17 protein-coding genes are annotated in these 14388 nt (G+C 69.8%); 1 reads left to right on the top strand and 16 read right to left on the bottom strand.

The features are described 5' to 3' along the window. Nucleotides 1-58: 58 nt before the first annotated feature. The 8 genes from CJ226_RS08210 to CJ226_RS08175 form a co-directional block, all read right to left on the bottom strand. Nucleotides 59-1618 carry an SLC13 family permease gene (locus CJ226_RS08210; RefSeq protein WP_102208867.1) on the bottom strand — a complete coding sequence of 520 codons (1560 nt, stop codon included), beginning with the start codon at nt 1616-1618 and terminating at the stop codon, nt 59-61. Beyond that, nucleotides 1615-2274: a response regulator transcription factor gene (locus tag CJ226_RS08205; RefSeq protein ID WP_062632846.1), complete on the bottom strand. Its 660-nt coding sequence runs from the start codon at nt 2272-2274 to the stop codon at nt 1615-1617. The genes CJ226_RS08210 and CJ226_RS08205 overlap by 4 nt, the downstream gene beginning before the upstream one ends. A gap of 1 nt (nt 2275) precedes the next feature. Beyond that, nucleotides 2276-3745 (bottom strand): cell wall metabolism sensor histidine kinase WalK, encoded by a 1470-nt coding sequence (locus CJ226_RS08200; protein WP_102209126.1) that lies wholly within the window; start codon nt 3743-3745, stop codon nt 2276-2278. Continuing rightward, a complete protein-coding gene (locus CJ226_RS08195; protein ID WP_102208866.1) occupies nt 3738-4046 on the bottom strand; it encodes a hypothetical protein in 309 nt (102 codons plus the stop codon). Before CJ226_RS08195 ends, CJ226_RS08200 begins: the two co-directional genes overlap by 8 nt. Before the next feature lie 72 nt (nt 4047-4118). Next, nucleotides 4119-4916, bottom strand: coding sequence for a sulfite exporter TauE/SafE family protein (locus CJ226_RS08190; protein WP_102208865.1), 798 nt, complete (start codon nt 4914-4916; stop codon nt 4119-4121). A gap of 46 nt (nt 4917-4962) precedes the next feature. Continuing rightward, entirely contained in the window at nt 4963-6510 is a 1548-nt protein-coding gene (locus tag CJ226_RS08185; RefSeq protein WP_062632853.1) for a tripartite tricarboxylate transporter permease, read from the bottom strand. Then, on the bottom strand, nt 6510-7070 hold the full coding sequence (locus tag CJ226_RS08180) for a tripartite tricarboxylate transporter TctB family protein (protein ID WP_102208864.1): 561 nt from the start codon (nt 7068-7070) through the stop codon (nt 6510-6512). Before CJ226_RS08180 ends, CJ226_RS08185 begins: the two co-directional genes overlap by 1 nt. A 1-nt stretch (nt 7071) precedes the next feature. After that, entirely contained in the window at nt 7072-8091 is a 1020-nt protein-coding gene (locus CJ226_RS08175) for a tripartite tricarboxylate transporter substrate binding protein (protein WP_102208863.1), read from the bottom strand. Nucleotides 8092-8251: 160 nt separating this feature from the next. Between CJ226_RS08175 and CJ226_RS08170 the strand changes: the two genes are divergently transcribed. Further along, entirely contained in the window at nt 8252-9472 is a 1221-nt protein-coding gene (locus CJ226_RS08170; protein WP_102208862.1) for a PAS domain-containing protein, read from the top strand. 53 nt (nt 9473-9525) lie between these two features. Here the strand turns inward: CJ226_RS08170 and rplQ are convergent, their stop codons facing one another. The 8 genes from rplQ to map all read right to left on the bottom strand — a co-directional run bounded on the left by rplQ (nt 9526) and on the right by map (nt 14387). Continuing rightward, a complete protein-coding gene (gene rplQ / locus CJ226_RS08165) occupies nt 9526-10098 on the bottom strand; it encodes a 50S ribosomal protein L17 (RefSeq protein ID WP_062632861.1) in 573 nt (190 codons plus the stop codon). A gap of 34 nt (nt 10099-10132) precedes the next feature. Beyond that, nucleotides 10133-11122: a DNA-directed RNA polymerase subunit alpha gene (locus tag CJ226_RS08160; protein ID WP_025102386.1), complete on the bottom strand. Its 990-nt coding sequence runs from the start codon at nt 11120-11122 to the stop codon at nt 10133-10135. A gap of 152 nt (nt 11123-11274) precedes the next feature. Further along, a complete protein-coding gene (gene rpsK / locus CJ226_RS08155) occupies nt 11275-11673 on the bottom strand; it encodes a 30S ribosomal protein S11 (protein WP_045249905.1) in 399 nt (132 codons plus the stop codon). Between the two features lie 30 nt (nt 11674-11703). Beyond that, nucleotides 11704-12078 (bottom strand): 30S ribosomal protein S13, encoded by a 375-nt coding sequence (gene rpsM / locus CJ226_RS08150; protein WP_062632862.1) that lies wholly within the window; start codon nt 12076-12078, stop codon nt 11704-11706. Between the two features lie 178 nt (nt 12079-12256). Further along, nucleotides 12257-12373, bottom strand: coding sequence for a 50S ribosomal protein L36 (gene rpmJ, locus CJ226_RS08145; RefSeq protein WP_005050492.1), 117 nt, complete (start codon nt 12371-12373; stop codon nt 12257-12259). A 97-nt stretch (nt 12374-12470) separates the two neighbouring features. Further along, nucleotides 12471-12692: a translation initiation factor IF-1 gene (gene infA, locus CJ226_RS08140; RefSeq protein ID WP_018171468.1), complete on the bottom strand. Its 222-nt coding sequence runs from the start codon at nt 12690-12692 to the stop codon at nt 12471-12473. 172 nt (nt 12693-12864) lie between these two features. Then, nucleotides 12865-13536 (bottom strand): thioredoxin domain-containing protein, encoded by a 672-nt coding sequence (locus tag CJ226_RS08135; RefSeq protein WP_062632864.1) that lies wholly within the window; start codon nt 13534-13536, stop codon nt 12865-12867. After that, nucleotides 13536-14387, bottom strand: coding sequence for a type I methionyl aminopeptidase (gene map, locus CJ226_RS08130; RefSeq protein ID WP_085606378.1), 852 nt, complete (start codon nt 14385-14387; stop codon nt 13536-13538). Before map ends, CJ226_RS08135 begins: the two co-directional genes overlap by 1 nt. Between the last annotated feature and the right edge of the window lies 1 nt (nt 14388).

The following is a 14388-nucleotide window of genomic DNA, read 5'->3' as shown; positions in this document are numbered from 1 at the left end:
TGCGGGCACGACGGACACCGGTACGCCGGCGGCGCACGCGGAACAGTGGTGACGGTGGTCAGCGCAGCAGCGGCAGACCCTGGAGCGGCCAGATCCAGAGGGCGAAGACGGCCACGAGGACGAACATGGCGGGCGCGAGCACGACGGACAGCCGGCGCAGGTCGGAGGGATCGAAGCCGCCGGAGACGACCTGGGGATCGGCGAACATCGCGACCGGCTTGGCAGAGCTCGGCAGGGTGTGGCAGAACCCGGCCGCCGCCGTCGATGCGAACGCGGCGGCCATGGGTTCCACGCCGAGTCCCGGTGCGAGGGCGATCACCGCGGGGATGATCGCCGCGGATCGCGCCGATCGGGAGGGGATGAGCAGATGCGCGAGCGTGGACAGGGCGATCACGGCGAGAAGGAAGCCGATGGCGCCCGCCGCTCCGAGCCCACGCAGCGGCTCGAGGGCGGCTGTGCTGAGCCAGGTCGCAGCCCCCGAGTCGGTGAGCGCCGTGGCGAGCGCGAGTGTGGCGGCCAGGAACAGCATCAACGACCAGGGCACGCGCGCGACTGCGGCCGGGAAGGTGGTGCAGCCGATGCCCGGAGCGACGGCGGCGACCGCTCCACACAGCGCGACGAGCGCAGGAGGCAGGCCGTGCAGAGGCTCGCTGCTCCACAGCGCGATCGCCGTACCGATGAGGAGGGCCGCACGCCACTCGGCCGCGGAGAGCGGGCCCGTCACGCGGACACCGGCGGCCTTCTCGATGTCGCCCGTGGTCACCCGCACCCGTGCCGTGCGGTCGGCGCGGTCCACGAAGCGCCAGAGGATGAGCTCCACGGCGAGATGCGACGAGACCACCGCCAGCGGCAGGCCGAGCCACAGCCACGACAGGAAGGAGAAGCCGGGCTCTCCCGCCGCACGCAGGAGCTGATCGGTGATGATGTGCGCTCCGGCGCCGAGCAGCGAGGCGACGGCGGAGAGGAGCACGACCGTCGGCATCAGCAGTGCGAGGGCCCGGACGACGCGCCCTCGTCCGTCGAGAGCCGTCGACAGGGCTCCGAAGACCGGGACCGCGAGCGCCGCCCTTCCGGAGGTCGCGGGCACGGCGAACGCCGAGAGGGTGAGCGCGACGGTCGTGAGGTGGAACAGGCTCCTCGGGCCGCGAGCGAGACGGACGAGCTGCGCGGCCGCGCGGAGCGGGAGGCCCGAGGTCGACACCGCCGCCGCCATCACGAACGCACCGATCAGCAGCCAGATCGTCTCGTCTCCGAGCGACGCGAAGAACTGCTCGACCGGGAGGACGCCCGCGACGATGAGCGCGATGGCCGCGAGGAAAGCGACCAGGGTGTCGTCGAGGCGCGTCGCGCTCCACGCCCAGACCGCAAGGAGGAATACCGACACGGTGACGGCGATCGGCACCGTGATCCCGCGCCCGCTCGCGTCCGGGTTCAGTGCGCCGATGACCATCGCCGCACCTGCCGCCACGACGAGCACGAGGCCGACGAGGGGCAGCGCGCGCCGCGACTTCACCGCATCGGGCCGGCTGATGATCGGGAGGGGGTCGGTACGCCGCGGCGGGACGGTCGCGAACCGAGTGCGCGCTGCGGCGACGGAGAGTGCGGCGGGATCGTTCATCGGAACCGGTACCCCGCTCCCCGCACCGTCTCGATGCGGTCGGTGCCGATCTTGCCGCGCAGCGCACGCACATAGACGTCGACGACGTTCGACGCGGGATCGAAGTCCATGCCCCAGACGTGGCCGATGAGCTGGTCGCGGGAGAGTACCTGACCGGCGTTCTGCAGGAAGACCTCGAGCAGCGCGAACTCGCGTGACGTGAGTTCGCGCACCTCGCCGGCCACGGTCACCGTCCGCGACCGGACGTCCACGCTGACGTCGCCGTGCGTGAGCGCGGCCCCGCCGCTGCGCCCTTCGCCGTCGCCGATCCGCAGCCGCACCCGGGCGAGCAGCTCGGCGAACTGGAACGGCTTGGTCATGTAGTCGTTCGCACCCCCTTCGAGCCCCCGGACGGTGTCGATCACGGAGTCCCGTGCCGTGAGGATGACGACCGGCGTGGAAACCCCCTCGCCGCGGAGGTGGGCGAGGACGTCGAAGCCGTCGATGCCGCCGAGGCCGATGTCGAGGACGACGAGGTCGAACAGGCCGCTGCGGGCCATGAGCAGCGCGGTGTGCCCGTCGGTCGCGTCGGCGGTGTCGTAGCCCGCGGCACGGAGTCCGCGGCGCACGAAGGACGTGATGTGCGGATCGTCCTCCGCGATGAGGATGCGGCGCATGTCAGCTCTTCCCTTCAGTCGCGTCCGTGTCCAGGACGGGTGCGGGCACGTCGATTCCGAACGTGGCCCCCTCGCCGAGCACGCTGTCTACCCACGCTGAGCCGCCGTGCCCGTCGGTGATGGCCCGCACGATCGCGAGGCCGAGCCCGGAGCCGCGGCGCGCACCGGCACTGTCCCCGCGGGTGAACCGGTCGAAGATGCGCTCGGCGTCGGCCGGAGCCACACCGGGACCGGTGTCCTGCACCCAGAGCCGCAGCCGTCGCTCGGGGCCGTGCCCCTCGAAGCGCGAGCCGATCCGGATCGTGTCGCCATCCTCCGTGACCTGCACGGCATTGGCCGCGAGCTGGAGCACGGCCTGTGTGACGCGCTGCGGGTCGAGGGGGACCACGCCCTCCGCGACCTCCATCAGCTGCCAGCGCCGGTCGCCCAGCATCTGCGCCTTCGCCTCGATGTCGAGCGTGAGGGTCGCGATGTCGCACGCGGCCAGGCGCACGAAGTCGGGCTGCTCCGCCCGTGCGAGCACCAGGAGGTCCGTCACGATGCGGCTCATGCGGTCCAGCTCCTCGCTGACGAGGCGCAGGGTCGCCGCGCGCTCCTCCGGGTCTTCGCTGAGGAGCTCCAGGTGCCCGCGGACGATCGTGATCGGCGTACGCAGTTCATGACCGGCGTCGTCGACGAAGCGCTGCTGCGTCGCGTGGACCGCCTCCAGCCGGTCGAGCATCTGGTTGAACGTCGTGGCGACGGCCGCGATGTCGTCGCTCCCCTCGACGGGTACGCGAGCCGTGAGGTCGTGCTCGCCGATGTCCCGCGCCACGCGATACACCTCGCGGACCGGAGCGAGGATCTGACCGGCGACCAGCCACGCGACACCCGAGCTGAGGAGCACCCCGATCAGGGCGACCCAGGCGATCGCCCCGAAGCTGCGATCGACCTGTGCGCGCGGCTCTGCCGTGAACTGCACGATGAGCACCGCGCCGTCCTGTCCCCCGCCGGTGAAGTCCATCCGTCCCCAGCGGACCGGGCCGGTCTCGGGCGTCGCCAAGGCTCCGGAGACCGCGGTGTCGGTGAGCATCCGCTCCACCAGCGCCGCGTGGGTCTCCAGGGTGCGCGAGCCGCCGTCTTCGGCGACCGCGATCGGGGTGCCGTCGAGGGCCGCGACCACGACCTCGTCCTCGTGCACGGACTGGCGGGCGACGTATTCCCGGAGCAACTCCTCGGCGGTCGTGAGGCCGCCGGCAGCGGCATCCTCTGCGAAGCGCGCGAACTCCGCCGCCTCCTGCTCGATCTCGCCATTCGCCGTCTGCTCGACCGCGGCGAGGAAGAGACTGCGGCCGATGAGTCCGATCGCGAGCACGGTGATCATCGTGCTGAGGATGATCCAGAGCGTGATGCGCCACCGGGCGGGGAGCGTACGGCGGCGCAACGTGCGCAGCGGGGCGCCGGGGGCCCGGAGGGATACGGGCTCAGTCATCGTCGCCGCCGTCGTCGTCGTCGTCATCGCCCACCGGTGGAGCCGGCGCTGGAGCCGGTGCTGGTGCCGGCGCGGGAGCGGGCGGGGGCGGCGGAGCAGGGGCGGGGGCGGGGGCGACCGACTCGGTCGGTGTGGGCGTGGGAACGGGCGCCGGGGTCGGCGTCGCGAGCTGGACGGTGAGCGGGGTCTCCGGCAGCCGGGGGGACGCCGGCATCTGGGCGAGAGCGACGCTCCCGATCGCGAACGCCACGGGCACCGCGATCAGCGCGCCGGGGATCAGGATGCGTCGTGCGGTGCTCATGCCTCCATCGTGCCCGGGGCGGATGAGGAGGAGATGAGGTGAGGATGAAGATCTCTTCATCCTCACGGACGGTCAGCCGCGCCGACGCCCGCGGATGGCCTTGAGGGCCATCTGCACCGCGATCACGACGAGATACGCGGCGAAGAGGAGGTTGCCGACGGTCGGGTCGACGATGGTCGCCAGCCAGGCGCCGAGGGCCGTCGTGGTGCACGCCGAGACGCCGATGAGCAACGCCGCGAGGAGATCGACGTTGCGGTTGCGGAGGTTGCCGACCGTGCCGGAGAGGGCGGTCGGGATCATCATGAGCAGCGAGGTGCCCTTCGCGACGAGGTCGCTCGTTCCGAATGCGAGCATGAGCACCGGGACGACGATGACGCCGCCTCCCACGCCGATGAGCCCGGCCAGGACGCCGGTTCCGATTCCCACGACCACCAGGGCGATCCCGGTGAGCCAGGTGAGCTCGAAGACGGCGTCGCGCGAGGGGATCACGAGGAAGAGACTCACGATCACGACGACGAGGAAGCCGACGAAGCCCCAGCGGAGGGCGGTCTGCGAGATCCGCGGGAGCAGGCGGGTGCCGATCTGCGCGCCGACCACGGCCCCGGCGGCGAGGATCAGGGCCGGGATCCAGGCGACGGAGCCCGACGCCGCGTAGGAGATGACCCCGACGGCCGCCGTCGGGACGATCGCCGCCAGCGAGGTCCCGGCTGCGAGCCGCTGGTCGAACGCGAGCAGGAGCACCAGCAGCGGGACGATCACCGTGCCGCCGCCGACGCCGAAGAGCCCGGAGAGGATGCCGGCGAGGAGGCCGATGCCGATGAACGTGGCGTAGGCGCGGGGCCCGCGCTTCAGGACCGTCGCATCGCTCACCGGATCAGCCTACTCCCGGCCTCTCCCCTCCCCGAATCGGGCGGGCTCAGACCTCCGAGTCCGCTTTGACGGGCACCGCGATGGACTCCGTGAGCGCCTGCTCGTACCGGCGCTGCCGGCGACGCAGCCACAGCCCGCCGGCGATGAGGAGCGCGAGGATCACGTAGGCGACCGCGGAGAACGGCTGCGCGATGAGCGTCGTCAGGTCGCCCTGGCTGAGCTGCAGCGCACGACGGAGCTGTTCCTCCCCCATCGGCCCGAGGATCATGCCCACCACCAGCGGCGCCACCGGGAATCCGTACCGCCGCAGGAAATAGCCGAGGATGCCGATGATCAGCAGGATGAGGATGTCGACGACCGCGAAGTTCAGCGCGTACGCGCCGAAGGCGGCGAACAGGAGGATTCCGGCGTACAGGTACGGCCGCGGGATCTGCAGGAGCTTCACCCACATGCCCACCAGCGGCAGGTTCAGCACGAGCAGGATCACGTTGCCGATGTAGAGGCTCGCCACCAGCGCCCAGACGAGGTCCGCCTGTCCGGTGAACAGCTGCGGCCCCGGCTGCAGCCCGTAGGTCTGGAACGCGGTGAGGATGATCGCCGCGGTCGCCGTCGTCGGCAGCCCGAGCGTGAGCAGCGGCACGAGCACACCCGCGGCCGCGGCGTTGTTCGCCGACTCCGGGCCCGCGACGCCTTCGATGGCCCCGCGGCCGAACTCGTCCTTGCGCCGCGAGAGCTTGCGCTCAGTGGCGTAGGACAGGAAGGTCGCCACGTCGGCGCCACCGGCCGGGATGGTGCCGATCGGGAAGCCGATGGCGGTACCGCGGAGCCACGGCTTCCAGGAGCGGCGCCAGTCGTCCTTCGTCATCCAGCTGCGCCACCCGCGCGACACGGGGATCACGTCGATCGCGCCGTGCCGCAGCCGGGCCGCGACGTACAGCGTCTCGCCGACGGCGAAGAGCCCGACCGCCACGAGCACCACGTCGATGCCGTCCGCCAGCGGCAGCAGGCCGAGCGTGTACCGCTGCTGTCCCGAGAGCCAGTCGGTGCCGACCAGGCCGAGGAACAGGCCGACGCCGAGCGACAGCAGGCCGCGCGGCACGGAGGACCCCATCAGCGCACCGACCGTGACGAAGGCCACGACGATGAGGGCGACGTAGTCGGCGGGGCCGAGGTTCACGGCGAACTGCGCGAGCACCGGGGCGAGCAGCGTCAGGCCGACGGTGGCGAGAGTGCCCGCGACGAACGACCCGAGCGCCGCGGTGGCCAGCGCCGCCGCGCCCCGCCCGAGCTTGGCCATCTTGTTGCCCTCGATCGCCGTCACGATCGACGACGACTCCCCCGGGGTGTTCAGCAGGATGCTCGTGGTCGACCCGCCGTACATGCCGCCGTAGTAGATGCCCGCGAACGTGATGAGCGCCGCGGCCGGCTCGAGCGTGTAGGTGAGCGGAAGGAGCAGCGCGACGGTCATCGCCGGCCCGATTCCGGGCAGGACGCCCACGGCCGTGCCGATCAGCACGCCGAAGAAGGCGAACACGAGGTACTGGGGCTGCAGCGCGGTCGCGAACCCCTCGAGGAGCAGACTCCAGCTGTCCATCAGAACATCCTTCCCAGCCAGCCGAGCGCCGGTCCCCACGGGAGCGAGAGCCCGAGCAGACCGCCGAACACGACCTGCACGACCAGCGCGATGATCGCGCCGATGAGGAGCGCCATCCACCACCGGCGGGCGCCGAGCGCCCACGCGACGCCGCCGAACAGCAGCGCCGCTGCCGGGGCCCAGCCGAGCGGCTCGATGAGGAGCAGATGAGCGACCACGAGCGCCACGATCTTCACGAGGGTGAGCCAGTCGGTCGGCAGGCTCTGATCGACGTCCTCCCCCTCCTCCGGCACACCGCGGTGCCCGCTGAGGATGCTCACCACGACGGCGAGCGACGAGCCGAGCAGCAGCACCGAGACGAACAGCGGGAAGACGGTCGGCCCGACCTGGCCACCCGCGGGCACATGGATGGTGAACACGCCGGCGAACGCGAACACGCCGAGCGCCACCATGAGCAGGGCGAAGACGAGCTCTCCCCGCGGCAGGGACGCGACGAGGCGTGCGGACCGACGGGCGTCGGTCCGCACCTCCTCGCCGGGTCCGGAAGACCCGGTCGTCATGTCAGCCGACCAGCCCGATGTTCTGCAGCGTCGTGGTGACCTCGGTGATGTTGCCGTCGAGGAACTCGTCGAACTCGGCGCCCGTGAGGAAGGCATCCGCCCAGCCCCGTGTCTCCAGCTCGTCCTTCCAGGCTTCGGACGCCTCCAACTCGGTGACGATGCGCTCGAGCTCCGAGCGCTCGGCGTCGCTGATGCCGCCCGGCGCGATCACGCCGCGCCAGTTGGTGAGCACGACGTCGTATCCGGAGTCGGTGATCGTGTCGACGTCCGGCAGCTGCGTGACCGGTTCCTCCGACGAGACGGCGAGGGCCTTCATGGTGCCGGCCTCGATGTGCTGCAGGAACTCGCCGACACCGGAGATGCCTGCCGAGACCTTGCCGCCCAGGATCAGCGAGGTCGCCTCGCCGCCGCCCGAGTTGGGCGTGTAGTTGAGCTTCTCGGCGATCTCCGCGCCGTCGAGCCCCGCCTCCTCGAGCAGCAGTCCGGCGAGGATGTGGTCGGCTCCCCCGGCGGAGCCGCCCGTGATCGTGACCTCCTGACCCTTGTCCACGACGTCCTCGACGAGGTCCTCCAGGGTCTCGTACTCGGAGTCCGCGGGGACGACCACGACGAGGGGCTCGTCGGTGAGGCGGGCGATCGGGGTCATGTCTTCGATGCGCACGGCCGAGGCGTTGGTCTCCACCGCACCCACCATCACGAGGCCCATGACCATGAGGGTCGCCGGGTCCTTCTCGTTGGCGAGCTGCGCGAGACCGACCGTACCCCCGGCCCCGCCGACGTTGGTGACCGGCGCCGAGCCGACGATGTCCTCTTGGGTGAGCAGCTGGGAGAGAGCACGACCGGTCTGGTCCCAGCCGCCGCCCGGGTCGGCGGGGACGACGATGTTCACGTCGGTGATGGCGACCGCCTCGTCGCCGCCGTCGGAGCCGGCGGTTCCGCCGTCCGCGGTCGAGCACGAGGTGAGGACCAGGGCGGTCGCGGCGACGGCCGCGGCGAGGGTCCCGATGCGGGCGTGATTCATGGCGCTCCTCCTTGAGCGTTCGGGTGCAATCCGTCCACTGTCGAGGCGCGGATGCGCCCGCTCAAGCTTCAGAAACCATTGGTCGCGTTCCGTAACTATTGGTCGTGAACACCTCCGCCGGCGGCTCGCGGCCCGTCCGCCCACCCGGGAGAATGGACCCGTGGCCTCGAAGATGACGCTCCGTGTGCAGCTGCTCGCGCTGCAGGCGCTGATCGTGTTCCTGGTGACCCTCGCCACCGGCATCGCCGCCGGGGCGTTCCAGGAGAACGCGCTCCGCGAGGCCTACAAGGACCGCATGCAGGCGGTCGCCCAGTCCGTCGCCGCTCTTCCCGTCGTCCTCGACGCGTTCGACGACGAGGACCCGGCCGCCGCCATCCAGCCGGTCGCCGAGGTCATCCGCGAGGCCTCCGATCTCGCCTATGTGGTGGTCGCCAACGACGAGGGCATCCGGTACTCGCATCCGAACACCGACCGCATCGGCGAGCGGGTGTCCACCGACCCGTCGATCCCGCTGGGCGGCGACATCTTCGTGGGCACCCAGACCGGGACGCTCGGGACCTCGTGGCGCGTGAAGGTGCCCATCCGCGACGAGGACGGCACGGTCATCGGCACCGCCTCCGTCGGCATCCTGGAGTCCGAGCTGAACGAGGAGTTCACCAGCAACCTCGTCGGACTCATCTCCGCCATGCTCGCCGCGGCGGTTCTCGGGGTCTTCGGCGCCGCGTGGGTGACGTCGTTCATCCGGCGCCGCATCTACCGGCTCGAGCCGCACCAGATCGCTGCCCTGGTCAAGAACCAGGAGACGACCCTGCACGGGTTGAGCGAGGGCGTCGTCACGGTGGACGGCACAGGGCGGATCACCCTGGTCAACGATGCGGCCGCCCGATTCCTCGGCCGCGACGCCGCCGATCTCGACGGCACTCCCGCGGACGAGGTCCTCGGGGAGGAGCTCAGCACGGTGCTTCGCGAGGGCGAGGCCGCGGGACGCCCCGTCATCGTCGGCTCGCACGTGCTCGTCGCCCGCAGCACCGCCTCCGGGAACGGTTCCGCCGACGTCGGGGCGACGCTCCTGCTGCGCGACCACACCGAGCTGCACGACGTCGTCCGCCGGGTCGAGACGGCCGACGCGATCATCGCCTTCCGGGAGCGGTACGGGCTGCCGAAGGGGCTGAGCGCCGAAACGCTGGAGCGGGTCTCCGCCGCCCTCACCGCCCGACCGGACGCCTCCGCGACCGAGATCGGAGAGGACCTCGCCATCTCCCGCGTCAGTGCGCGCCGCTATCTCGAGCACCTCGCCGCCACGGGCCAGGCGGTGCGGTCTCTGGATTACTCCACCAAGGGGCGCCCCGGGGCACGCTATCGGATCACCGACCCCCGCTGAACGACGAAGCCCGCCACCCCGGAGGGGCGGCGGGCTTCGTGGGAGATCTGTCCTTACTCGGACTTCTTCTCGACAGCGTCCTCGGCGGCGGCCTCAGCGGCCTCGCCCTCGGCCTGCGACTCGGCGCCGGCCTCGGCAGCCGTGTCCTCGGCAGGAGTCTCGTCCGCGGGGGCCTCGACGGTCTCCTCGGCGGGAGCCTCCTCGGCAGCCGGCTTCTCGTCCTTCGGGGCCGCAGCGGCCTTCTTGGTCGACTTCGCCTTCGGGGTGACGGGCTCGAGGACGAGCTCGATCACGGCCATGGGGGCGTTGTCGCCCTTGCGGTTGCCGACCTTGGTGATGCGCGTGTAGCCACCTTCGCGGTCCGCGACGAGCGGAGCGATCTCGTTGAACAGGACGTGCACGACTTCTTTGTCACCGATGACCGACAGCACGCGACGGCGGGCGTGGAGGTCTCCGCGCTTGGCGAAGGTGATGAGGCGCTCGGCGAGCGGACGCAGGCGCTTGGCCTTCGTCTCGGTCGTCTTGATCGACTTGTGGGTGTACAGCGCAGCGGCGAGGTTGGCAAGCAGCAGGCGCTCGTGGGCGGGGCCGCCTCCGAGGCGGGGACCCTTGGTGGGCTTGGGCATAATCGTCTAACTCCTGGTCAGAAAGGGTCGGGTATCAGAAGGACTCGTCTTCGCTGCCGCCGTAGAAGTGGGCGCCGTCGAAACCGGGCACCGAATCCTTGAGCGACAGACCGAGCGAGATGAGCTTGTCGCGCACCTCGTCGACCGACTTCTGGCCGAAATTGCGGATGTTCATGAGCTGCGTCTCCGACAGGGCGACGAGCTCAGAAACGGTGTTGATGCCCTCACGCTTCAGGCAGTTGTACGAGCGGACCGACAGGTCGAGGTCCTCGATCGGCATCGACAGCTCGCTGGAGTTCACAGCCTCCACCGGCGCCGGGCCGATCTCGATGCCCTCGGCCTCGACGTTCAGCTCGCGGGCGAGACCGAACAGCTCGGTGAGCGTCTTGGCAGCCGAGGCGACGGCGTCGCGGGGGCTGATCGCCGACTTGGTCTCGACGTCGAGGATGAGCTTGTCGAAGTCGGTGCGCTCACCGGCACGGGTGGCGTCGACGCGGTAGCTGACCTTCAGCACGGGCGAGTAGATCGAGTCGATCGGGATCTGACCGGCCTCGGCGTACTCGTTGCGGTTCTGCGTCGCGGAGACGTAGCCACGGCCGCGCTCGATGGTGAGCTCGAGCTCGAACTTGGCGGTGTCGTTGAGCGTCGCGATGACGAGCTCGGGGTTGTGCACCTCGACACCGGCCGGAGCCGAGATGTCGGCGGCGGTCACTTCACCGGCACCGGTCTTGCGGAGGTACGCGGTGATGGGCTCGTCGCGCTCGCTGGAGACGACCAGCTGCTTGATGTTGAGGATGATCTCGGTGACATCCTCCTTCACGCCGGGGATCGTGCTGAACTCGTGCAGCACACCGTCGATGCGGACGCTGGTGACAGCGGCGCCGGGGATCGACGACAGCAGGCTGCGACGCAGCGCGTTGCCGATCGTGTAGCCGAAGCCGGGCTCCAGAGGCTCGATGATGAACCGGCTCCGGTTCTCGACGATCTTTTCCTCGGTCAGTGTGGGACGCTGTGCAATAAGCACTCTGTGTTCCTTTCGATCACATGCCCGCTATATGACATGTGGTGGGGTGAGGTCTTGAGTTGTGGAAGTCGATGCCCCACGCGGGGCGCCGAGCCGCTCAGCCCGTCATGGCTCCCTGAGCCTGTCGAAGGGCGAGCGGCTCGGCACACGCATCAGACGCGGCGACGCTTCGGCGGACGGCAGCCGTTGTGCGCCTGCGGGGTGACGTCCTGGATCGAACCCACCTCGAGGCCGGCGGCCTGCAGCGAGCGGATCGCGGTCTCGCGGCCGGAGCCCGGACCCTTCACGAAGACGTCGACCTTCTTCACGCCGTGCTCCTGCGCCTGGCGGGCGGCCGACTCGGCGGCCATGCCTGCGGCGTACGGGGTCGACTTGCGGGAGCCCTTGAAGCCCACGCCACCCGACGACGCCCAGCTGATGACAGCGCCGGACGGGTCGGTGATCGAAACGATGGTGTTGTTGAACGTCGACTTGATGTGGGCCTGGCCCAGCGCGATGTTCTTCTTCTCCTTGCGGCGCGGCTTGCGCGCGGCGGCCTTGGGTGCAGCCATGAAAGTGTTCTCCTAGTCCCTGGCCGCTGCTTAGCGGGCCTTCTTCTTGCCGGCGACGGTGCGCTTCGGGCCCTTGCGGGTACGGGCGTTGGTCTTGGTGCGCTGACCGCGGACCGGAAGGCCACGACGGTGGCGGAGGCCCTCGTAGGAGCCGATCTCGACCTTGCGGCGGATGTCTGCGGCCACCTCGCGGCGCAGGTCACCCTCCACCTTGTAGTTGCCTTCGATGTAGTCGCGGAGGGCGACGAGCTGGTCGTCGCTGAGGTCCTTCACGCGGATGCTCTCGTCGATGTCGGTCGCCTTGAGGATCTCGACCGAGCGGGTACGGCCGACGCCGTAGATGTAGGTAAGGGCGATCACCACGCGCTTGTCGCGCGGGATGTCAACGCCGGCAAGACGTGCCATGCGGTTCTCCTGGGTGTTGTGGAGGTGTGGAGCAGGATCGGTGCCCGGGCCTCCGCCCCGAGGTGTCAGCCCCCACGGCTCCGCCGGTCACCCGGTCGCTGAGCCTGTCGAAGCGTCTGATCCTGCCGTGTCGTATTGAGTTATGAGATTGCGAGAGCGGCGCTCACGCAGCGGGGGCTCAGCCCTGGCGCTGCTTGTGACGCGGGTTGCTCTTGCAGATCACCATCACGCGGCCGTGGCGGCGGATCACCTTGCAGTGATCGCAGATCGGCTTGACGCTGGGGTTGACCTTCATGATGTTTCCTGTTCGCTGTCTTCGTGCTGCCCGATGTCCGACCTCCGAGACCTGGGTCCCTGAGCCCGTCGAAGGGCAGCCGTTACTTCTCGACCGATCAGCGGTAGCGGTAGACGATGCGGCCGCGGGTCAGGTCGTAGGGGCTGAGCTCCACGACCACGCGGTCCTCGGGGATGATGCGGATGTAGTTCTGCCGCATCTTTCCGGAGATCGTCGCCAGAACCTTGTGTCCATTGCTGAGCTCAACGCGGAACATCGCGTTGGGCAGAGCCTCCGACACGACGCCCTCGATCTCGATGACACCGTCTTTCTTAGCCATAGCCTCGCTGACGCTTCTGCAGACCGGTCGATCTGCGGTGGGTGGGTGATGTGCGGTACCGGACCGGATCGGACACGCCGAACGCATGGCACAAGGCACCAAAGATCCATGTTATCCGACGACGCCCCATCCGGCAACTTGGCCGGATGGGGCGTCGAGGGGTCAGCGTGTGTCAGCCGAGCAGGTCGGTGAACCGCTTCATGTCTTCCTGGTTCTGGAGGTCGAGCCGCTCGCCGTCGATCTCGACGGTCGGCGTGCCCTGGATGTCGTTGGCCTTCGCCTGCGCGGCACCGAACTTGCGGTACGTCTCGTCCGTGATGCAGGACACCACATCGTCGCCCGCACCGACCTGGGTGGCGAACTCGGCGAGCTGCTCGTTCGTGAGGCCGGGGCTGTTCTCCGCCGGCTGGTTCTCGAACAGGACCTTCGCGTAGTCGAAGTACAGGTCGGAGTCGGACTCGGCGACGCAGAACGCGGCACCGGCCGAACGGGAGGAGAACTCGGTGCCCTGCGAGAAGCGGTCCAGGATCGCGATGGGGTGCTGCTCGAGGGTGATCTCGCCGCTCTGCGCCTTGGCCTCGAGGGCGGCGCCGAACTGGTCCTCGAAGGACTTGCAGACCGGGCACTGGAAGTCGAGGAAGACCGACACCGTGGTGTCGCCGTCACCCATGGAGATGGAGCCGGCCTCGGCGTCGAAGTTGTCGCTCGCGGTCGGGGTGGCACCGGGAGAGGTCGCCTGGTTGTTGAGGAACACCACGAGTCCGCCGAGGGCCACCAGGACCACGACGACGGCGATGGAGACGCCGATCGCGAACCAGTTGGTGTTGCTCTTCGCCGCTGCCATTACTTTCCGATCTCTCGAGGCTCGACCCCGAACGGGGCGAGTCCGGCTCTTCCACCATCGGGCGCGGTGAGCACCCAGATGCCCCCATCATGCAGGGCGACGCTATGTTCCCAATGTGAGCCGTCCGTGCCGTCGACCGTCGTGACGGTCCAGTCGTCGTCCTCCACGAAGGTCGCCTCGCCGCCGGCGGTCACCATGGGCTCGATGGCGAGCACGAGTCCGGGCTTCACGTCCGCGCCGCGGTCGGGTGTCCGGTAGTTGAAGACGCTGGGCGCCTCGTGCATCTTCCGCCCGATGCCGTGGCCGACGTACTCGCGGAGGATCCCGTAGGGCTCGCCACTCACGGCAGACGGCCCCTGCGCCTCGATGTAGTCCTGGATGGCGGCGCCGATCTCGTCGATCGAGGATGCCGTCGCCATCGCGGCGATGCCCGCCCACATCGACCCCTCGGTCACGCGGGAGAGCTCCTCGCGGCGGGCGACGAGCTCCGGGCGCTCGGGATCGGGGACGACGACCGTGATCGCGCTGTCACCGTTCCAGCCGTCGAACTGGGCGCCGCAGTCCACCGAGACGATGTCGCCCGGCTGGAGCACCCGCTCCCCCGGGATGCCGTGCACGACCTGCTCGTTGACCGAGACGCAGATCGTGTGGTGGTAGCCCTTGACGAGCTGGAAGTTCGACTCCGCTCCCCGCTGCACGATCGCGCGGTTGGCGGCGGCATCGAGCTCGATCGTCTTCACTCCGGGCTTGATGAGGGCGCGGACGGCGTCGAGGGCCTCGGCAGTGATGAGGCCGGGCTCGACCAGGGCTCGGAGCTGAGCCGGGGTCTTGTAGATCGAGCGGCGGAACATC

It is taken from the genome of Microbacterium sp. UMB0228 (assembly GCF_002871415.1).
Classification (GTDB): Bacteria; Actinomycetota; Actinomycetes; order Actinomycetales; family Microbacteriaceae; genus Microbacterium.
The sequence above is the reverse complement of the archived record's forward strand: the minus strand, read 5'-3'. Positions and strand labels throughout refer to the sequence as shown.